The sequence below is a fragment of the Zoogloea sp. JDB1 genome, assembly GCF_056724025.1.
This window is the reverse complement of sequence record NZ_CM161496.1, coordinates 356249-376153: the sequence shown is the minus strand read 5'-3', so window position 1 is coordinate 376153 and position 19905 is coordinate 356249. Positions and strand designations below refer to the sequence as shown.

Sequence of the window (19905 nt, the reverse complement as noted above, 5' to 3'; positions counted from 1 at the left end):
AGGAAAGTAACGATGAACAGTCCGCACCGCCCGCAGTTGGATACGACTGCCGATGCCCCCGAAAAACTCCTGACCACGGACGAGGTTGCTACGTGGCTTTGCATTCGCCGCTGTACCTTGGAAAAGGCCCGTTCGACCCGCATCGGCGACTTCCCGCCTTTCATCAAGGTTGGGCGCAGCATCCGTTACCGTCGCGGTGACGTGGAGCAATGGCTCGACCGTCATGCGTATCAGATCGATGGGTCCCGCGCTGTCCCTGCGGCAGAGTGAGCAAAAAATGAAGGAGCGCGAAGCCCGGCCGAAGCCGGGCTTTGTGCTTTTAGCGGCTCTCCGCAGCGGCTCGCATCAGGTCAGCCACATGGTTGCTGGCCTGCCTCAGGCGATCATCATTGAGGTGAGCGTACCTTGCCGTCACGGCCGTTGATCCTTGGGCATGGCCGAGAATGCCCCCGATCTCCTGCAGGCTCGCCACGCCGACCAGATAACTTCCATGCGAATGGCGTAAGTCGTGGATCCGCGTCGATTTCGGGTCGATCCCTGCCCGTCGCAGAATCCGCTTCCAGGCGCGGGTGGGGTTGCCGATGGGCTGCCCGGGCCGCGTGCCGGTGAAGATGTACGGGTTGCCGCGGATGCGCGGTCGCCCGTTCAGGATCTCCATCGCCACCTCGTTGAGGATCACGATCCGCGCCTTGCCGGACTTGCTGGTGGGCAAGTACCACTGCTGCCGCTCGGTCCTGATGTGTTCCCATTTCGCATACATGGCTTCCGCCCGGCGGGCGCCGGTTGCCAGCAGGAAGCGGAAGAGGTCAGCTGCTGACTTCGAGGGCTCCGCATCGAGTGCTTTCAGGAGTCGCGGCAGCTCGCTGCCGGGCTCGATGAAGCGCTCCCGTTTGTTGTTCTCCCGGTGCAGGCGGATGCTGTCGCAGGGGCGAACCGTCGGCGGGAGCAGGGACCAGCTTCCCGCCAGGGTGTAAGCGTGGCGGATGAGCTCGAAGATCCGGTTGCTGGTTGCTGGGGCCATCTTGGCCTTGTTGTCATTGTGGAAGCGCTGCAGCTCCAGCGTGGTGATCTTCGCCATCTCCCGGTGACCGAAGGCCGGAAGCACGTGATTGCGGTATCGACTTGCATCTGCCCGGGCGCTCCGCTTCGTGCTGACGATGTGCGGCCAAAGGTATTGGTCGAAGAATTCCCGAAAGGTGATGCTCGTTTCGCGCAGTGCGTCCCGCGACTCCTGCGGATCGATGCCCTTGGCGAGCAGCGCCTTCCACTCGATGGCCTGCTGGCGGGCCGCCTCGATACTCGTCTCGGGATAGCCGCCGGCCTTCACCGCACGCTTCCTGCCGTGGATCTGGTACCGGAACAGAAAGCTCTTCCTGCCCTGCCGATTGACCTGGACCCGCAGGCCGCCGATGTCCAGGTCGGAGTATTCCACCTCCTTGCTGGCGGAGTCGGCCGGGCACGGCGGTAGGGCGTCGAGGCTGCGTTTTGTGAATCGGAACTGACGTTTCATGGTGTTGGGCTCCGGGGGAGGATTGGGGTTACAGCAGGCCCCGCTCCATGAAGGAGAGGGGTGTCGTCGTGCCGCCGACGATGAAGTGATCGAGCACCCGCACGTCCACCAGCGCCAGGGCCTGTTTCAAGCCCCGCGTCAGTGCTTCATCGGCCCGACTCGGCTCGACACTCCCGGACGGGTGGTTGTGGGCGAAGATGACGGCGCCCGCGTTGCGCTCCAGCGCGAGTTTTACGACCTCCCGCGGATAGACCGAGGTCTGGGTCAAGGTCCCCCTGAAGAGCTCGACGCAGTCGATCAGCTGGTTCTGGGCATCGAGCAGCAGCACGGCGAACACTTCGTGCGGCAGTCCTGCCAGCCTCATGCGCAGCAGATCCCGAACGGCGCTCGTGTTAGTCAGGCAATCTCGATCCGCCAAGCGGCAGGTCAGCGCGCGTGCCATCAACTCCTGGGCGGCGTCGAGGATGCGAAGCGGTCCGTAATGGGCGATGCCTTCCTGGAGGGCTGCCGTGCCGGCATCGAAACGGAAGAGGTCGGTGAGCGGCAGATTGGTGAGCGTGGCGGCGGCCTCGTCGCCCAGGACGAGGTGCAGGAGATCCGCGTCCGACAGATGCCGGATCGGGGTGGGTGTCATGGCGATGCTCCTCACAAAAACGGTGCGAAGAAGTACGAATCCCCGGCGCAGGGCATGGCCGCCTGCCCCAGAGCCGCATGAATCGAGGCGGGGCAAGGCATCGTGGGATTCGTCGTTGAGGGTGGGATGGACCGACGCCGTGCGCTGGTCCATGTCTGGTGTTTCGGGCGACGGCTGAGGCGCTATCGCGGCGAGGCCTTCCGGCGCTCGACGTAGCGCTGGGTCTCGGCCCAGGCGAGGTTCTCGGCTTCCTCCCGCTTGAAGCCGCCCATGTGCTCCCGGATGGCCGCCCGCTCCTGGAAGAACTCATTGGCGTCGTCATCGAGTCCGGCGAGCCATTGGGCGATCTGCGGGTTGAGGGGCGCCTTGTATGTCGGGCCGCTCACGGCTCAATACTCCGAGGGCAGGAGGAGGGTGGTCACCGACCTGTCCGCCTCCGTGATGATCCAGATGACGGCATCGGGGGCGAGGGCGTAGGCCGAGACGATCCGATTGCGGTATCGCAACGCGGCGAGGTTGGCTTGCCAGTCCTCGGCGTCGATGTCTCCGAAGTCGCCGCCGACGTGACGCGACAGGAGGCTGATCGGCGTGACGCCGTGTTCGGTCAGCGTATCGAGGACGGCAGGCGTCGCGACGACCTGCCCGAGATCGAACTTCGGCGTGACGTTGGGCGGGGGCGGGCTCCCGATGGGATCTTCGTTGTGACGGGTTTGCATGATTGGGCTCCAGAAAGCAAAACAGCCGAAGCCTCCGATGGAGGGCTCCGGCTGCGGCGAGGGTTTGTAGGGTGATGAGGGCGAACGTCAGGCGGCGTTGAGGTCCGGTGCGGGGACTGCGTGACACTGGCAGAAGGCGAGCAAGGCCGAATCGATACCGGCCGCCTTCGGGATGAAGATCACCGTGCCGGCGTCTCCTTCGGCAAACACCAGCTCGAAGCAGGTGTCGTGCTCTTCCAGCACGTCGAAGCGCTCCGGTGTGATGTGGCAGCCCGCAGCCGTTTCGAGGGCCTCGACGGTGTCGCCCGCTTGCGCCAGGAAAGCTTGGGCATGCAGCTCCGGATCATAGGGTTCGCCCTGGGCGAAGTCCTCGAAGCGCTGGGCGATCAGCGCTTCGAGCGTGGTATCGACGATGAGGATCAGGTCGCCCGGATCACGTAGGTGAATCATGCTTGTCCTCCTCGCTGGCGTTGATCTCGGGATGGACATGGTCGGCAGGCCGATCCTTGCGTCCCTTCTTGCCCTTGTGGAGGACGACGGGCGGCGCGGCGGTGATCGACGTGGTCGTGCTGGATTCGGTCGTGTTCATGGCGGTCTTGATCTGCTTGGTGGGAAGTTCGAAGGGCTCGCCCGCTTCGGTCAGCACGGCGTCCCGCCATGCCGACCAGTCGCCGGAACGCACATTCAGGTGCGCGCCTTCCGGCGCGGGCGCGAGCAGGCCTTCGTGCCTGAGGAGGGCCAGCAGGAAGCCGGCGTCGTTGGCGGATTTGCCGCTGGGGAAGGCCGGCTTCAGCGTCTTGGCCGGGAAGGCCTGATCCTCGGTGAGCGCGGCGAGGCTGGCCTCGATGCCGGAGAAGGGGACGGCGACCCGGGAGTAGTAGCCCGAGCTGCTGTTGCCGGTGACGATGAAATAGGCTTCCGTCGAATCCGCGTCCTTCAGGATCGCGTAGCTCAAGGTGCCGGTGGCGTTGAGGCCGGCCTTGCGGGCCGTGCCGGTACGGATGCACAGATAGGTGATCGGGTCGAACATGAAGGTCTCCGTGACACAAAAGAGAAGAGCCCTCGATCCGTGAAGATCGAGGGCCCATCGAGAAGGTCGGCAGCACTGTCAGGCGATGGCGTCCATGCGGTCCCCGTAACGCCTGAGAGGTGTGTGTGTGGTCGTCAGCGCTGGATATGGATGTGCATTTCCAGATCGAAGTCGAAGGTGTCCGGGAAGGTCAGGTCGGGCCAGTTCTCAAGTACGGTGCTCAGCATGGTGAATCTCCTCGTGATGGTCAGGGTGGTCGTGTTGATCGATGCTGTCGCAGCCGATCAAATCCCAAGGTCATGATATGCAGGGCAGGGTAGGGGCTGTGACGGTCGAAACAGGCTGCTCGCAAGTGTCCGCAGCGGTCGGCACGGGTGCGAACAATCGAGTAGAGACCCCCGCAACTGTCCATCAGGAGTTGTCCATGCCCATCCGCTCGCTTCAACCCACACGCTGGCTCGCCCAGCGGCTAGGACTCTCGGTTTCCACCATCGAGCGCCTGCGCGCCCGCGGTGACCGCAATCTCCCACCTCATGTCGTCATCGGCCCGCAGACGATCCGCTATGACGAAGCGGTCGTTGAGGCCTGGCTGGAGGCCCGGATGCAGGCTTCTGTAGGCGAGATGCCGGTCGTCAAGGAGGCGATGGCGGCCGCCCCTTCATCCCCGCCTTCCGAGGCGCTGCGCAGATGGATCGGCAAGGGGCGCGTTGTCCCGGCGGTCGCCAGCGCTAACTGAGCATCATGCTGTATAGATAAGCTGCCTTTCCCCTTTAGGGGAAAGGCAGCTTATCTAGACGCGCACGGGAACTGGTGTCCCGTTGTGCCGTGGGTCACTTGGGGGAGTCAGCCCGAGGAGGAGAGGAATCGCGATGGCGTCGATGAGATCAGGCCGACCGGCATCCCGAGTCACCTGCGGATTGGTGATTTGCCCCTCAAGTGCCCCCACCGGTGCGAACAAACCGATGCGTGCCGCTATCTGCCTCCGCGATGTCTCGTTCCCGCCAGTCCAAAGTGGCTTTGCCAAGGGGATATGAGTGACGCCGCGCTGGGAGGAGCGGCACCGTCTCCGGGAGGATCGACCCGCGCAGTCGCTTTGAGTGGGTGTCCTCTTGGTGGCCTGATGTTTCCCGTCCTCCATTCTCAAGGAGTCTTGATCATGACGTTAGGGTTGGTTCCGGGCGCCGAAGGTGCGTTCCCCGATGAAAGTCTCGTGGAGTACCGGCGCAGTTTGAAATGGCTCTTGTGGGCGCACCATGCGGCTGAAAACGCGCTGCAATGGCCTGTCGAAGAGCTCGTGCTAGAAGTGGCTGGCGATCCCGCGCGGGGTAAGAAGGTTCTCAATATCTACAAAATGCTGCTCGTGGAGCGGTCTTGGGCTGCGTACCGCGAGGCTGTGGCTGAGCAGATGCTGGACCATGTCCGTGCGGTGCTCCAACAGAGCGGGATCCCGCTGGGCGAGGACTTGCTCGATACGCCGATCGACTACGCCGTGGTGCCGAAGTTTTTTGGGCTTGAGCCCTATGAGGTGAATTGCTTGGTCGTGGACCTGCGGAAGAACATGGAAATCGAGGACGTTTCTTATTAGAAGGGTCTTCGACGTGGAGGGGGCTCGACTAGGGCGAGCGACGCGCTTTTCGGAAGCGCTTGATCAGCGTGTTGGTCGCAGCTGAGGATTGATTAGGCGACAGCTTCAGAGTCCCGCTTTCCCCGTCTTGGGGAAGGCGGGGTTCTTATGGGCTATTGATCGGATCGGCCGTTCATCGGCCTTTGCTGCCGCTGGCCACTTGCTCGGTGTCGGGTGGCAATGGGAAGGTAAGCCGCCCTTCAGTCTCTGATGGCGTTGAACGACCGCATCTTGATCGACACTACAGCCGGACCCGACCCATTGCGGCCATTCAGTCTTCGATGGGTAAAGACTGCTTTGAAGCGGGTGCGGTCCTTCGCCCTACGACGCTCAAGTCACACTGTCGACTGTCCACCGGTCATCGACGCTGCTGGCGATCAATGTCGGGGCAGCGAGGTTGCTGTCGTCCAATGCCTCGGCACGAACCACTCAGATCAGCCTTGGCGGCCCCACATTGGCCTGCGAACCGTGCCTCGAAGCCAGGATTGCTCGAGAAGACCTCTCAGCATTCCTGAACCGCCTGTCAGCTGCCACCCTGGTGGACCTCTTTGTCGAGCTAGCAAACGATCACCCTGACAGATGATGCTCGCGCGCGGTACATGCCGTCAGCGGTTCTCATCATCTTCGCTGTCGGCACGAATGCGTGGGTCCTCCTGATCCACATCCGGTCGGACCCCCAGCTTGACTCCTCTGCGTGCGTAGAATGGAGTTTAGACTGCAGATTCGGCTCTATAGCAAAATGACGTACCGCGCCCCTGGAATCGGGTCAGGTGATCCACCCCGGTGGCGCTTCAGGGAAAACCATTGATTGGTAGGCGATGAAAATATTTGTTGATGGACATGGGACCGACTGGAGCCATGCGGACGACTCCATTTGCTTGTCCGTAGACCGGTGGAACGACTATTCGTTCATTACGCAGTTTGACATGAGCGTGCGTCTGAAGGACGACAGCATCACGCAAGTTGGCGCGGTGAAGATTGGTTTCAAGGGACAGACCATCGCCATTGACACGTACCAGAAGCTTCCACAGGGATATTTCGGACCGCTTGATTCCGAGTTCTTCTCAGTCGGTCAGGACGTCAGCTACTACGAGACTCTGGCCAAGTTGCCGGCCGACAAAGGCAGGGAAGTCTTGGAGGCACTGCGGGACGTGGTTGCTACACCGGCAATCCTTACCGAGGCTTCTTCGGAGACAGTCTTCAACAGGTCTCTCCTTCGGACAGTCAGCTTGACGTCGATCCAGGGCCAATTCTCGCGTGCGATGAATGGGCTCTCCAAGCAGACTCCGTTCAAATTCAAGTTCGTACGCCCAGCCACACATGAGCGCAGTGCCGTTGATCTGACGTTCAAGGTCAAGGTTGCTTCGCGGCCCAGCACCAACATCCACGCATTGATCGGCCGCAATGGCATTGGAAAGACGACTTTGCTGAACGGGATGATCGATGCGATCGCCGGAACCAAGCAAGCAGGAGAGTTTAGGGACCTCGGTTCTGGAGACGCTCCGATTGACAGTGGCTACTTCAGCAGTTTGGTATCCGTTTCCTTCAGCGCCTTCGACCCATTTACTCCGCCACTGGATCAGCCTGACCCGTCAAAGGGGACTTGCTATCACTACATCGGCCTGAAGAGCTCTGAAAGCGACCGACACCTCACGATTCCTGAATTGCACTCTGACTGTATTGCTGCCCTCATCCAATGCCTCCGCCACAGCAAGAAGCGGGTTCGGTGGCTGGAAGCGATTGACAAGCTTGAATCGCCCCGGGTTTCGCGGAGGCCATTTGGTTTAAGTCAGGCCATGACAGCCTGAGCGGTTTGACTGCGGTGATAGTTTGCCTCAGCTTCAGCCGGCGGCATGTAGCCAATAGGGGCGAGCAGCCGATGATGGTTGAACCAGGCCACCCACTCGAGGGTTGCCAGTTCCACCGCTTCAGCACTTTTCCATGGGCCACGGCGATGGATCAACTCTGCTTTGTAGAGTCCGTTGATCGTCTCGGCCAAGGCGTTATCGTAGCTGTCCCCCTTGCTGCCAACCGACGTCTCGATGCCCGCCTCGGCGAGTCGCTCGGTGTAGCGGATGGACACGTATTGCGACCCTCTATCCGAATGATGGATCAGGGCATCCCGCTGGGGCTGGCGTGCCCATAAGGCTTGCTCCAGTGCGTCCAGCACGAACTCGGTGTGCATGGAGCGGCTGACGCGCCAGCCGACGATGTAGCGGGCAAACACATCGACGACGAAGGCGACGTACACGAATCCCTGCCAGGTCGAGACATACGTGAAGTCGGAGACCCAGAGCTGATTCGGGCGCTCGGCCACGAACTGCCGATTGACCCGGTCCAGCGGACAAGGCACAGCGGGATCCGCGCGAGTCGTGCGGACGGCGCTTCCACGCCGGGCGCCGACAAGTCCCTCGGCCCGCATCAGACGTTCGACGGTGCAGCGAGCCACCTCGATGCCTTCCCGCTGCAACTGCCGCCACACCTTGCGCACGCCATACACCCGCAGATTGGCCTGCCAGACCCGCTGGATATCCCCGATCAAGCGTTCGTCGCGCAGCGCCCGGGCGCTACGCAGATCAGGGTTGCGCCGACGTGCCGCCCGGCGTCGATACGCCGACGGGGCAACCTGCAAGACCTTGCAGATCGGCTCGACCCCGAGACGCTCCCGGTGCATGTCGATGAAGTCGTGGGTCACTTGTTGCGGCGGTCGAGCTCCGCCTGCGCGAAATATGCGCTAGCCAGGCGCAGGATCTCGTTGGCCCGTTTCAGCTCCCGAACCTCCCGCTCCAGTTCCTTGATCCGTGCGGTCTCGGCACTGCTGACCCCGTCCCGCTGTCCGGTATCCCGCTCGTGCTGCCGAACCCAGGCGTGCAGTGTCTGGGCCGTGCAACCGATCTTCGCTGCAATCGACTGGATCGCTGCCCATTGCGACGGGTGCTCACTGCGCTGCTCGAACACCATCCGCACTGAACGCTCACGTACTTCCGGGGCGTATTTCGTTGTCTTTTTCATGGCTCCATCTTCTCAAGAGTAGGAGCCTCCGCGAAACCCGGGGCGATTCAGCTCAGCTCGGACGAGAACTTTGAGCGGATGCTGCTCAAACAGTTCGCCGAGATCTTCGATGATTTGCTGGAAAGCACTACGGCCGAAGAGGAGCTCAGCCAGCGCTTCATTACTAGCGTGCAGCCGCGCATTGCGCAGATGAGTTCGGGCCACGCAATCATCCTGCTGACGATGACGCGCCTGGTGGCAACCATTGAAGAGAAGACGCTTGTGATATTGGACGAGCCGGAGAGTCATCTTCACCCGCCGCTGCTCTCAGCGTTCATCCGGGCGTTGTCGGATCTGCTTCTCGATTTGAACGGCGTCGCAATCATTGCCACGCATTCGCCCGTTGTCCTGCAGGAGATTCCCGCAGCATGTGTTTGGAAGTTCGATCGGTTCGGCGATTCCTTGTTGACACGCCGCCCCAGCATTGAGACCTTCGCGGAGAACGTCGGGCAGCTGACCAGTGAGGTGTTCAACCTTGAGGTCAGGCAATCAGGTTTTCACGCGATGCTTCAGCACGATGTGGAGACCGGCGGCTCGTATGAGGACATTGTCGATTCGTATGCGGATCAACTCGGCGTGGAAGGCCGCACCATTCTTGGCATCTTGATCGCGGCTCGGGATCGAAAGAAGGCCAACTCATGATGCGATTGGAGCGACCTCCTCACGACATGGCCACTACAGTCGTCGCGTGCCTCAAGGGAATAACGGGAAACAACGCTCTTAGAGACGGCGTGCAAGCGAACACTGCGTGGCTGGTTGCGCTGGAAACTCAATACTCCACCATCGTCGCCGCGGAAGGACTGGCGACGATTCCCGCATTGCTGACAGCCGGCGACCCAATCATCGTCGGGACGCTAAGCAAGTCTCACTTCAAGAAGCTCTACGACTACTACCTTCGTAGCAAGGTCGATGGACGCGCCATCTACAACGCGATCATGAGCGCAGCAGGTGGAAAGTGCCCCTACTGCGGTGGATTGGGCGCTACGCGGAATCTCGATCATCACCTGCCGATCGCCTTTTTCCCGCAGTTCTCGATCTTGCCTCTCAACCTTGTCCCAGCCTGTCGGGATTGCAACATGGATGGCGAACCAGATAGCTACGCCGCCGTGCAGTCGGAACAGATCATCCAACCCTACGTTGACCACGCGCGGTTTTTTGATGAGCAGTGGATCTCAGGAATGTTTGTTCCTGCGCAGGGCTCGAAGCCGAGCCATATTGAGTACTGCGTCAGCCCACCTGGCAACTGGCCTGCGGTTGACAAGGCGCGCGCGCAGCGACACTTTGAAGAGTTCGGAGTTGCCGACAAGTACGCGACTCAAGCAGCTGAGATGGTGGGTGTGACGTTGGATCAGATTGAGGCGTTGCGAGAGGCTGGGCTTGACGATGCGTTTATCGTCAGGACCATTTTGGATCCGGGTGAGAGGAAGGCACCTTTCGTCAATCACTGGTCAAGAGGCATGTATCAGGCCTTGCGAGCGTCGATACCACTGATAGCGCGACGAGTCACGGTCGTTCCGGTGAATGGCAGGTGATGACCTCAGCAGTCATTGGCCCGCTGAACATGAAAGACGCAGATAAGCCTGAAGCTGACCTTGTGGCTCTGGCCATCGATAGGCTGCAATACGTCGATTAACTGCCGTTTGCAAGAAAATCTCGGAGCATAGGAGTTGAATAGTGGCTCTAACAAATAATACGGTCTCCAAACTATTTGGCTTGGCAGCGGGACGATGCAGCATCTGCAAGATTCCCGTTGTTGAACGGCGCGTAAAAATTGGCGAGATGGCTCACATCATTGCCAAGAGCACAGCTGGGACGCGGGGAAGCCTTCCCTTGGTAGGCCACAGGGACGGCTATGAGAACCTTATTCTTCTGTGCCCTAACCACCATACAGAAGTAGATAACGACGAAGCTAGCTACCCTCCTGAGAAGCTGCATCGTCTAAAGAACGAGCATGAATACTATGTCGACCAAGTTTTCAAGCGTCAATCGCAAGCGCGCGAAATGGATATCGGCGCCCTTGTGGGCTTAATGCAATACCTACCGCTTACTCAAGTTCCTGGAATGCTTAATGGGTTGGCGACAAGCTTCAACATGAATCTGTTTTACGTTGAAGAAACTTGTGAGAACTTTGGCAAAGATTTTCCTCACTGCCGGCCCTTCTTTGATCCGAACTTGGAAAATCACTTCTATGGTTTCTGGTCTGATCTTTGTCATTTGAATAACTACATTAGAGCGACCAACTACAACGGCAAAGCACTCTATAGCACCAGCGATAGCGGATATTCCAACAACCTCTATCTATCGCGGGATTTGAGCTACGAGCAACGACAAGAGGTCGAGCAGGAGGTTCACCAACGTCTAATAATTTTCAGTAAAAGACACTATGAATTTTTGCAGTTTCTGAAATACAACTACCCTGAAGTTCATCTATCGTCATTTGTTGGTTGGTAGAAAAGCACCTGGTAGGTAATGCCGTTAACTTAGCGAAATGGACAAACCTGATCGATAGCAGGTAGGTCGCCCCTTTACAATACAGGACAGTTTCGGCCCCGTCTGTTGGTCTCCGGCAGCCGGTAAACTGACCATTCAAGCAGACACGCTAAGACAGTGCATCTAAGTTCCGCTTTGGGTCGGCAAGGTGTATTCGGCCGTTCGGGAAGCTCACGTTCAGGGCAGATCCGCACCCCAACGGCAGGTAAGCGTCACATTGCGGCCTGACGCACCGCAATCGGCCAACGTCCGGATTGGCCGATGACCGGCCTGTTGGAACGCGCTTGATGGGTCTCGACCGAACCCTACCCACCTCCGACCAGATATCGACCAGACAACAAAAAAGCCAACCGGTCTCGGTTGGCTTTTTTGCTTGCAGATCAACGACCTGCCGGAATTCGATGTGGAGCGGGCGATGGGAATCGAAAACGTGGAGCAGAGCATGCTTCGAGGCCCGATGACCGGCATCCGGGGCGAGACTTTAATCGGTTTTCCCTTGATCCTCAACGGTTTTACCGAGAAGGGGCAAGCTCCGGATCGTCGCTCCATGGACTCTGGTTTCGGATCTGGATTGCTTGAGCTTGACGCAGCGGTGACCAGAACGTGACCAGACGGACGGTCCCGCTTGGTCTGCCCGTCAGGCGACTTCCGCCATCAGGCTGATGCGCTGCGCTGCGCTGTCCGCCCGGACTTCCTTCATCCGACCGTGGCCCGGCAGCACCTTCTCCGAGACAGTGACCAGCCCCGCCCGCGCCGACTCATCCACATCGCGCTTGACCGCATTCCGGTCGCAGTGGAGGCGCTCCGAGATGATGGCATGGAACAGGGCCAGCCGTGCGGTGGTGATCAGCTTCACCACGTCTGCCGGATCCGGTTTGAACCGCGCGCAGATCAGTGCGTCTAGTCGCCCCTTTTCCGCGATGCCTGCGCGGTTGCCAGCGGAAGAAACAGCGTAAATGGCGTGTCTGGCAGCGGGATGAAGCCGTGGTGTCGGTAGAAGGTGGCGGCCTTGTCATCCTTGGCATCGACCATCAGGGCGTAGGCCGCAATCTCCGAGCGGATTGCCCGCTCAAGTGCATCGGCGAGTAGTGCGCCGCCCAGGCCCTGCCCAGTGAAGGCTTCATCGACCGCCAGGCGCCCCATGCGAATGGCCGGCACGGTCGGGTAGCGGGGCAGCTTCTTGCCGATGCCCGGGGGCAGGTCGGCCAGCAGCAGGCTTGCTGATGCGAGGGTGTAGTAGCCCGCGATGCGCTGCTCACCGGTCAGCGCAACGAAACAAGCAGCGATGCGGCGCCGGATATCCTGGGTGACTTGCTCTCGCAGATACCGGTCGAGCGCAGCGGAACCGCAGCGGAATTCCTCGCGCTCATGGGCTGCATCGAGCGGCGCGACGCGGAAGGGGGGCCCGCTCATTCGGCCTGCAGGAGCTTGCGACGGCGCTCAAAGGCACGGTCCAGGGCCGGCGCGGATTGGGGCGGCGACAGTAGCGCCTGGGCAAAGCACTCCTGGTCTGCCAGTGAAAGCCGGACGACCTCAGCCTGTTCGATGGCACGCTGGGCAGCGTCCTGCACGGCGGAAACCACGAAATCGGTCATGGTTCGCCCCTGCAGTTCAGCGGCGCGCTTGAGCATCGTGTGTAGGTCGGTGCTGATTCTGGCTTCAAGCCGGGCGGTGGTGTTGGCTGCGGGCATGGCGTTGTTTCTCCTTTGGGGGGAATTATACGGCAAATTGCCGTACGTTTCATCTGTTGGCGCTGCTCCGATCCCGCCAGTGGCCATTGTCCAACTCCCGCCGTAGGGGTGTCCAAGCCTTACTTTGCAGCGTAAACTCATGAACATGAGCAGGCCGATGTCTCCTGCTATAATTCGATCCCGGTGCTGATAAGCGCGCCGTCTCAACCTCCGTTCGTCTGAGGTTGCCAAGGACACTTGCTCCAGCTAAAACTTTCCGCTCTCCGTTGGAGTGGTGTTTTTGCATGGAGAAAATATGTCTACATCTCAAGATAGTATCGATTTCGGCTACGACGAGTTCTACGAAGCTTACGTTAGCGTTCCGTACAACCAAGGACTGATGGGCTTGTCCAAAGCCTCCCTGGTATCCCCGTCCGTTTTTTCCGCAAAGGATCCGCGGCACGTTTGCTTGGCTGCGATGCATGGGCACGTCATCTACCCGTTCGACGAGCGTACGATCAAAGATCGCGTCAAAAAGGATGGGCCGTACCCTAAGACGCTCTCCGCACGCATCAAGAGGTTTGCCGAGGTGGCCTTGGCCTTTAACGACCAGCAGCGGCGGGTGGGCAGGATGTTTGGCGGCGGGATAACGATTGTCCTTGATGACAACGATCCCTTCACACGGGAGCAGTTCGAGCGCTTCGGATTGGGTGGAACCGCTATCGCTAAAGCCGCGTTGGAGTATGAGGCTGATCGCGAATTCTTCGTGCTTGGACATTCGGGACAGCTGAACCACTTTGCCCGCCACCTTGGGTTCCCCAATGTAGAGGCGCTCAAGGCGTTCGTGCACCGCTTGGATGATGAAGCCATAGACATGGGGTTCCCCTCGTACGCCACGATCTGCGTTGCTACTCGCTACATGGATCACTTGTCTGAGGTTCATGCGGCTCAGTCGAGTGCTCGTCCTGCATTAGATGAACTTCAAGCAAAGCGCGATTTGCTCCAGCGGGAGTCTGTTTTTGTGATCGAGCGCTTCATGACTTGCCGAGTGACCGACGAGCGAAAGTCTTTTTATGTTGACGTCAATGACGAAGGGATCTTGGTCGTCCTTTATGAAGGCCCACTTAAGGGGGCTGGTATTGTTACGTCGCAATACCTGTCCGACAGGAGCCCGGACTTCCATCGCACGTGGTTTGCATGACTCGGGGGCCGATGATGAATTTCAATGAAAACCGCTTGAACTCCGGTTGCCCCTCATGTCATGGCCGAGGCTGCGATGTTGACGTCACCTGCCCAGGTTGTGCAGGCACCGGGTATGACCCGAATGAAGACAATCCCTTCGCGCAGTGCCACGAGTGTTATGGCGAAGGCGTGGTCACCTTGGACGTGTGTCCAGATTGTGGCGGTTCCGGTGAAGCTCAAGCAAGTAATGATGAATGACTTGTTGATGTAGGCGATACGCCAGCGAGGCCGGCCGTAACGGCCGGCCTCGCTTGTTATGCACGCTCGGCCGCATCTAGGACCTACGACACCGCGTCACCGGCAAGCGTCAGCACCGCAACCGAGGTATCGGCTGGGAAGGGGGTCATCTGGTAAATGCACTCACGGGTTTGGGGTAGTACGTCCGACCTGTTACCAGCCCCTTTAAATGAAGTCGAACGACGCGCGCCGAAGGATGTTGTGGCGACTGTGGAGGCATTTTTCGGTGGGGTGACTTGAACATGTAGTGACCTTGAGGCCTTGCTTGCTGATTCCCAGTGACCGGGGGCCTTGAGGGTATGATTGTTGGCGCGGCTCTTATTTGGAAGTCTCTGCCGATCTGTAGCGCTGAAGGTATTTGGCAGGAGTCAGCTGGATGTAATTGAAGGCCGCGGCCGCGCCGATATCCAAAATTGGCGGACTGTAGCGGTAGCCGCGACGAGTCGGAGAGTTCTGAAAGAAGCGTCCCCCCGGGTCGATCATGATGTATGACTCTCTCATGTCGGTGTTGTCTTCGACATACATGGGGAGGCCGGCCGAGCGGTGCCGACTCACGAAGGCGTCGAACTGTGCCGTGGAGATGGCAAGTTCGTCGGTGACGCTGGGTAACATCCGCAAAACTTTCCACTTCTCCGGAGCAAGTGTGTGGAGCAGTGGCGCCATGTCTTCGCTGTGGTTCAGGGTATTGACGACGGTGTTGATCTTGAGGTGCAGTGCGGGATTCAGCTGGCGGCCGAGGGCCACGACCCGAGTGAGCGCGGCGGTCTCCAGGCGTTGAGTATGCCGATCCATCCTGCCGATCTGCTGGTTTCGCAGAGCGTCCGTCGAATCGATACTGATCCCAAGCACCGATAGCTGGCCTGCCAGCTTACCCATCAGATCGTGGTCCAGGCGGCTGGCATTGGTGATGATCGAGACAGCAAAACCCAGCCGGCGCGCCTCGTGGGTGATGTGCAGCACCTCCCGGGGGTACAGCAGAGGTTCGCCGCCCGCGAGGTTAAGGCGCAGGGATCTCCAACCCAGAGCCTGACTCAGCGGATTGCGCGAATTGCCGGGACTGAAGAAGACTGCCAATGCTTCCAGCAGCTTCGTGCTGCGTGCTTGGTCGTGGATCAGATCGCGCTGGTCGTTTGCCTTGTCCCATTTTGCGTAGCAGTAACGGCAGCGATAGTTGCAAGCTTCGGTGATGTGCCAGTTGATGACGAGTTCGTTATCAGGGGCAGAGTTGAGGGGCACGAGAGGAGTCCTGTGTTGATCGAAGCCCCACTGTGCCGGGGGTCTTCGGCTGCCTCAACCGGACCGTTAGGGAGGGACGTGACGTTTCACTGGCTCGAAGCGGGCGGGCCCAACATACTTCTTAACGTCATCAATACACCCTAATTTCATCATGGCTGCCATCCCGAATCTTGAAGCCCTCCTGCTGGAGATCAGGAAGAGTCTTGGGCTCAAGAACCGTTACTCCACTGATAAGAACGATGATTTCCGTGACTACGGTCTGTCGCTCGCAACTCACCGCACAATGATGGCCGCTGAGTTCGACGCCGTCTTCGAGGTCCTCGAGATGGACCCCGCAGCCCGGCGGGATATCAGTTTCAACATTCTTAATTGGGCGAGTTTCAATCAGGCCGTAGCCCAGAATATCTGGACCTGTCGGGCGAGCTTGCAACAGGTCGTGTGGCATATGAGCGCCTACATCTATGCCCCTGCGCTGGGAAGGTTGGTCGCCAACTGGAATCTGGGGGAAGCGTTTGACCCCGGTATGCCTGGCGGGGAGTTCTGGTTTCTGCCCATGCTGGACGAGGACCGGCGAGGGGTCAGCCTGCCGGTGCAGCATGTGCTGGCTTGGTTGATGGATCTCCTCGGGTTGCCCATGGATGAAATCAAAAAGGATCTTGGCGGAGCGCGGGCCAAGCGCGCTGATGCCCACGATTCGATGGAACGCTCAATCTACAACTGGAAGGCCGGCAAGGCTCTGGATACCAAGTCCATCGAGAAATACTTTCCCGACGATGCGGTGTTGCGTTTTGACGGTGTGTTCGAACTGGCGTCCGGACTGACGGATGCCGAGCGGTTTGGTGCCGCACTGGCTTTTGTGGAGCGGAAGGGCCTGGATGCGGAGACGCTGAGGTCTCAGATCCCGATGACTCAGCCTGGCCGGCTCGAGGCAATCCTGGCCGGTATCGCGGCAGACGATGAGCAGCAGACCTTTGTCGATCGCCTTGCCACGCGCTATGCCAGGCCGGCGATGCGCACTGTCCGCCAGCGGCTACGCGTCGCGCGCATGATGCAAGATGCCTATGAACGCTTGGTCGGATTCCTGTGCCCCGGGGTGGAGACGACTTGCCCCGATCCGTACCGCAACAAGGTGCTGCAACTGCTGGAGCTCTTCAAGATGGTCTTCAACTTGACGCTTGAAGCCCACAAACGGGGTGAAAACGTACAAGAGGAGAATGAGTGGTTTGAAGCGCAGATCGCGCCTCTGGACGCGGCCACCTTATTCCTCTCGATCCTGCCGTCTCGTTTCGGCACGGCCTACCGGGAGATTGGCGGGTTCCTGACCCGGCGTTTTGCAGAACTGGAGCCCAATGCGCCGCTGATGGATCTGGTGCCCGTGGCCGAGGCGGACTTGCCGCGAATCCTTACGTATCGATCACAACAGTTTGAATCGGATGTGGACGAGAGTCAGCAGTTTGAGGAGGTGCTGGGCCGTATTCGCCGTTCGTCAGCATGGCGCGTTCTTCATTCGGTGGACAACTATTGGGTTGTCAGCCAAGTGGCGCAAACAGCAAGCCTGCCGGCCAAGGCTCGTGCGGCAGCTACCCAGCGGATGCGCGAACTGGCATCGACGCCCTGGCATGCGATTGGCGCTGTTTTCATCGAACTTCATATAGCGTTTGATACTGAGGGCCGTAACCGGCCAAAAGACCTTGAACACCGCGTAGCGGCTCTGCTTTCCGAGGCCGAGGCCAATCCGGCTTGCCAAGAGTACGCTTCTGTCCTGCTGCAGTACCAAGCCAAGCATCATCTCGCGCGCAATGATTTCGAGTCTGCGAAGAAGTTGTTCCGCGAGGCGCTCGATGTGGGAGCAGGCCAGCAGTTTGGTTCGTCGCGTGGCGAAATCGCGCGGGATCTGCTGGGCGTCGAAGTGGCCGATAGTCGGCTCGTTCCGGGTAACCACGAAAAGCCCTATCGTCACATGCTCGTGAACGGAATGGTCGAGGGCGAAGAGGCATGCCTTGAGAACGTTGCGGCGGGAGCCGCCGAGCACTTCTGGGATACACTTTACCGGCCCTATCCTTCTTACCCATCTAAGAGGCCGATAGCTGTGGCACAGGCCAAAAAGATCGTCGGCGAAACCATGGACTTGATCGCGCGTGCAGACTGGGAGGGACTGCGCGTCTGGTTGAAGAGCAACGCCGGGCACTTCCGCAAGAGGCAGCTCAGGGATGTGCGCGGCGATAGCCTCTTGATGATCTGGCTGAAGATGCTCCATATGGTTGAAGATAAATTGCCCGAGCTGGCCGCTCTGGTGCCTTGGGAGACTCAAGGGGAGGTAGCCAAGATGAGGGCGCACACCGTCAAGTGGCGTCAGGCTATCTATCTGCTGATCGACAATTGGCCTGAGCAGGCGAACCTGCAAGATTTCAAGGGACAGACACCGCTGATGCTTGCAGCAGACCGAGGTGACCTGTCGATGGTGAAGGTTCTTCTTGAGGCTGGAGCGGACTTGGATCTCCAGGACTATCTCGGCCGGACTGCGCTTCATTCGGCGGTCACTGGGGGTTCTCCGGATTGTGTGTCAGCCTGTCTCGCTAGGGAACCTGACTTCACCCGGGTATCGACGGCCGAGGGTAATAGCGTGCTTCACACGGCCGTCAGGATGGGATACCCCGCCATTGTGCGGCTGTTGAATACGCCTGAGCTCGTTAAGCAGACCAATCACGCTGACCTGACTCCTGGGCAGATGATGGTTGATATTCTTGGCGATCTCTCTGGCTGGCGGGATGTGATGCGGAGAAAGAGACGGAAGACCGGGACAGATGCCGACTATCGGACATGTGCGGTCGAACTTGGGCTGGTATAAAGAGGGGAGCTGAGATCGTTTGAAGCTCCCTCGTTTCAGCCCCTCCCTAGGGAGGGGCATGCGAGAGGTGTGGATTTAGGGAGTGATCCTGTTTGTGGGGGATAGAACAAGAAAGTTACTCCTCCTGAACGGCGGCTCCGCCCCCTTTGGCGCGAGCTGCGCCGGTGGAAATCGTAGGTGGGCATGTCTAGGAATAGGAGAAGCCGGGCACTTCTATTTGCGCTCTCCAATGCCGGATTTGTTCCCTGTACCTGCCGTTCGAAATTGCATTCTCCCTGATCGGTAGGTAACCCGCTGTCTATGCGGCTGGCTACTACCGCGATCGACTGAGCCCGTGCCAAGTCGGGGGGCAGGCTCCGGTACCCACTAGCTTTTTCATCAAACGCCGCATCGTCCGTGAGGCCTTTGCAAGCAAATCGTGCACGGCATTACAGCCATGCTCGTTCGAGCAATTGATCTCTTCCGGTGGGTGGCGAACCGTGTAGTCGAAAGGCAACCAGAGATCGTGTCTTGTCCTGAACGGACGGCCCTGCAGACTGATCTCCAGCACCCGAGAGCGCTCAATCAGGGTGAAGCCGGATGGCAAGCACAAAGTCTGTGTCGGGTGCTTCTTCTCTTGCAAGTTCATTCTGAATAATTGACGCAATTCCTTGTAGCAGTCTTTATTCCAGCCGATGTCGGGTAGCAACAAGTAGCGTGGTACTTCGAAGCGATCTGATGCAAGTTTTTTTGACGCGTTCTCCACCAACTTTTGTGCGACGTGCATCACGTCGCCGGCGGTCACTGTATGGCGAACGATGTGGTGAACCAAGGTTTCGCTCATGCGCTCGAATGCGACGATTAGCGACCCCAGCGTGTAATCCCCGTCTTCGTGATTCCAGATGATCGGGACCGTGGAGATAAAACACGCGAACGCCTTCGTCTCTTCCATCTTTGCCGCCCACTCGTAGTGCTCGGTGCTCTTCCGGCATGTGCGCATCTTGCTCGCCCAGCGTGCGAGCTCTTCGACGGAAACCGGATAACGGCGGTCAACCTCCATCGGATTTGCGGGATAGGCCTGTAACGCTGCCTGTGCCCATACCAGAAGCCGTTCGGGTGGCAGATGGGATAGGTTCATGAACGCTAGAAATGCGTCTCGCCAGACAGGGTTCAGCACGCGGTCTGCATCTGTTTCAAGGTCGCGCACGTCGTAATGAGGGTTCAGGTCGCTTATCACAGATTTGGTCGTTGATCTCAAGCTGTCAAACTTTTTGGCGAGTTTGGCAGCTTTCTCTGCGAAGTTCCAACGTCGATATCTTTGCGCCACCTCCTGACTTCTTCGGGGGGTGGCCTGGCGGAGCTCTTTCCGCATTGGGAGATAGGCCGATGGCCATCTGCATCTTGCGTTTTCCGAACGGCAGCGGGTGCCGTACCTGGGTGATCGCTCAAGTGACGATCGACGACGGCGGGGTTGCTTGTTATGACAGCAACAACAACCTGCTCGGCAAGGTCGAGACGTCTGATCCGCTCGCTCAGCAGCGCGTTTCCGAGGCGATCATGGACTGCCTCGACGCTGGCAAGGGCTTCAAGCAGCCGGACTTCGACAAGCTGATCCGGAGTGTCACCGAATAGGCGGAC

The 19905-nt window shown here is 59.3% G+C and carries 23 protein-coding genes and 1 other annotated feature; of the genes, 11 read left to right on the top strand and 12 right to left on the bottom strand.

Translation table 11 applies throughout. The annotated features are described in order from the left end of the window. The first annotated feature begins 12 nt into the window (after positions 1-12). Complete coding sequence (locus tag AC1PPK_RS01780; RefSeq protein ID WP_481116134.1) at positions 13-270, top strand: helix-turn-helix transcriptional regulator; 258 nt, start codon at positions 13-15, stop codon at positions 268-270. 49 nt (positions 271-319) lie between these two features. On the opposite strand, the gene AC1PPK_RS01775 is transcribed toward AC1PPK_RS01780, so the two are convergent. From AC1PPK_RS01775 to AC1PPK_RS01750, 6 genes are all read right to left on the bottom strand, one after another. Continuing rightward, entirely contained in the window at positions 320-1510 is a 1191-nt protein-coding gene (locus AC1PPK_RS01775; protein ID WP_481116133.1) for a tyrosine-type recombinase/integrase, read from the bottom strand. Positions 1511-1538: 28 nt separating this feature from the next. Further along, positions 1539-2144 carry a JAB domain-containing protein gene (locus AC1PPK_RS01770; RefSeq protein ID WP_481116132.1) on the bottom strand — a complete coding sequence of 202 codons (606 nt, stop codon included), beginning with the start codon at positions 2142-2144 and terminating at the stop codon, positions 1539-1541. 182 nt (positions 2145-2326) lie between these two features. Next, positions 2327-2530: a hypothetical protein gene (locus AC1PPK_RS01765; RefSeq protein ID WP_481116131.1), complete on the bottom strand. Its 204-nt coding sequence runs from the start codon at positions 2528-2530 to the stop codon at positions 2327-2329. 3 nt (positions 2531-2533) lie between these two features. Then, the gene (locus AC1PPK_RS01760; RefSeq protein WP_481116130.1) at positions 2534-2860 is read right to left on the bottom strand and encodes a hypothetical protein; all 327 of its coding nucleotides are present in this window, start codon (positions 2858-2860) and stop codon (positions 2534-2536) included. 87 nt (positions 2861-2947) lie between these two features. After that, entirely contained in the window at positions 2948-3310 is a 363-nt protein-coding gene (locus AC1PPK_RS01755; protein WP_481116129.1) for a hypothetical protein, read from the bottom strand. Continuing rightward, entirely contained in the window at positions 3294-3890 is a 597-nt protein-coding gene (locus tag AC1PPK_RS01750) for a hypothetical protein (protein WP_481116128.1), read from the bottom strand. Before AC1PPK_RS01750 ends, AC1PPK_RS01755 begins: the two co-directional genes overlap by 17 nt. A 424-nt stretch (positions 3891-4314) precedes the next feature. On the opposite strand from AC1PPK_RS01750, the gene AC1PPK_RS01745 reads away from it, so the two are divergent. From AC1PPK_RS01745 to AC1PPK_RS01735, 3 genes are all read left to right on the top strand, one after another. Beyond that, entirely contained in the window at positions 4315-4626 is a 312-nt protein-coding gene (locus AC1PPK_RS01745; protein ID WP_481116127.1) for a helix-turn-helix transcriptional regulator, read from the top strand. Between the two features lie 420 nt (positions 4627-5046). Then, the gene (locus tag AC1PPK_RS01740) at positions 5047-5475 is read left to right on the top strand and encodes a hypothetical protein (protein WP_481116126.1); all 429 of its coding nucleotides are present in this window, start codon (positions 5047-5049) and stop codon (positions 5473-5475) included. Between the two features lie 965 nt (positions 5476-6440). Continuing rightward, entirely contained in the window at positions 6441-7322 is an 882-nt protein-coding gene (locus AC1PPK_RS01735; RefSeq protein ID WP_481116125.1) for a hypothetical protein, read from the top strand. On the opposite strand, the gene AC1PPK_RS01730 is transcribed toward AC1PPK_RS01735, so the two are convergent. Further along, positions 7304-8526, bottom strand: a protein-coding gene (locus AC1PPK_RS01730; protein WP_481113787.1) for an IS3 family transposase whose coding sequence is annotated in 2 segments (ribosomal slippage) — positions 7304-8244 and positions 8244-8526 — 1224 coding nt in all. Because the reading frame shifts where the segments join, the coding sequence is not laid out codon by codon here. The two genes, AC1PPK_RS01735 and AC1PPK_RS01730, sit on opposite strands and share 19 nt — an antisense overlap. Then, positions 8132-8248: a sequence feature (AL1L pseudoknot), on the bottom strand. (Overlaps the previous gene by 117 nt.) A 78-nt stretch (positions 8527-8604) precedes the next feature. Here AC1PPK_RS01730 and AC1PPK_RS01725 point away from each other — a divergent pair. From AC1PPK_RS01725 to AC1PPK_RS01710, 4 genes are all read left to right on the top strand, one after another. Then, positions 8605-9207: an AAA family ATPase gene (locus AC1PPK_RS01725; protein WP_481116124.1), complete on the top strand. Its 603-nt coding sequence runs from the start codon at positions 8605-8607 to the stop codon at positions 9205-9207. 26 nt (positions 9208-9233) lie between these two features. Next, positions 9234-10097: an HNH endonuclease gene (locus tag AC1PPK_RS01720; RefSeq protein ID WP_481116123.1), complete on the top strand. Its 864-nt coding sequence runs from the start codon at positions 9234-9236 to the stop codon at positions 10095-10097. 142 nt (positions 10098-10239) lie between these two features. After that, the gene (locus AC1PPK_RS01715) at positions 10240-11016 is read left to right on the top strand and encodes a hypothetical protein (protein WP_481116122.1); all 777 of its coding nucleotides are present in this window, start codon (positions 10240-10242) and stop codon (positions 11014-11016) included. Positions 11017-11428: 412 nt separating this feature from the next. Continuing rightward, positions 11429-11662, top strand: coding sequence for a hypothetical protein (locus AC1PPK_RS01710; RefSeq protein ID WP_481116121.1), 234 nt, complete (start codon positions 11429-11431; stop codon positions 11660-11662). 30 nt (positions 11663-11692) lie between these two features. Here the strand turns inward: AC1PPK_RS01710 and AC1PPK_RS01705 are convergent, their stop codons facing one another. Genes AC1PPK_RS01705 through AC1PPK_RS01695 form a run of 3 tightly spaced genes read right to left on the bottom strand, consistent with a single transcriptional unit; the run spans position 11693 to position 12746 of the window. Further along, positions 11693-11914 (bottom strand): hypothetical protein, encoded by a 222-nt coding sequence (locus AC1PPK_RS01705; protein ID WP_481116120.1) that lies wholly within the window; start codon positions 11912-11914, stop codon positions 11693-11695. Between the two features lie 41 nt (positions 11915-11955). Beyond that, entirely contained in the window at positions 11956-12468 is a 513-nt protein-coding gene (locus AC1PPK_RS01700; protein WP_481116119.1) for a GNAT family N-acetyltransferase, read from the bottom strand. Then, positions 12465-12746 (bottom strand): type II toxin-antitoxin system TacA family antitoxin, encoded by a 282-nt coding sequence (locus AC1PPK_RS01695; RefSeq protein ID WP_481116118.1) that lies wholly within the window; start codon positions 12744-12746, stop codon positions 12465-12467. Before AC1PPK_RS01695 ends, AC1PPK_RS01700 begins: the two co-directional genes overlap by 4 nt. Before the next feature lie 295 nt (positions 12747-13041). Between AC1PPK_RS01695 and AC1PPK_RS01690 the strand changes: the two genes are divergently transcribed. Then, the gene (locus tag AC1PPK_RS01690; RefSeq protein WP_481116117.1) at positions 13042-13926 is read left to right on the top strand and encodes a hypothetical protein; all 885 of its coding nucleotides are present in this window, start codon (positions 13042-13044) and stop codon (positions 13924-13926) included. A 596-nt stretch (positions 13927-14522) separates the two neighbouring features. On the opposite strand, the gene AC1PPK_RS01685 is transcribed toward AC1PPK_RS01690, so the two are convergent. After that, positions 14523-15440 carry a viperin family antiviral radical SAM protein gene (locus AC1PPK_RS01685; RefSeq protein WP_481116116.1) on the bottom strand — a complete coding sequence of 306 codons (918 nt, stop codon included), beginning with the start codon at positions 15438-15440 and terminating at the stop codon, positions 14523-14525. 151 nt (positions 15441-15591) lie between these two features. Between AC1PPK_RS01685 and AC1PPK_RS01680 the strand changes: the two genes are divergently transcribed. After that, on the top strand, positions 15592-18288 hold the full coding sequence (locus tag AC1PPK_RS01680) for an ankyrin repeat domain-containing protein (RefSeq protein ID WP_481116115.1): 2697 nt from the start codon (positions 15592-15594) through the stop codon (positions 18286-18288). 313 nt (positions 18289-18601) lie between these two features. Here AC1PPK_RS01680 and AC1PPK_RS01675 read toward each other — a convergent pair whose 3' ends face one another. Next, positions 18602-19594: a hypothetical protein gene (locus AC1PPK_RS01675; RefSeq protein WP_481116114.1), complete on the bottom strand. Its 993-nt coding sequence runs from the start codon at positions 19592-19594 to the stop codon at positions 18602-18604. A gap of 59 nt (positions 19595-19653) precedes the next feature. Here AC1PPK_RS01675 and AC1PPK_RS01670 point away from each other — a divergent pair, with 59 nt between their 5' ends. After that, entirely contained in the window at positions 19654-19899 is a 246-nt protein-coding gene (locus tag AC1PPK_RS01670; RefSeq protein ID WP_481116113.1) for a hypothetical protein, read from the top strand. The last annotated feature ends 6 nt before the right edge of the window (positions 19900-19905 follow it).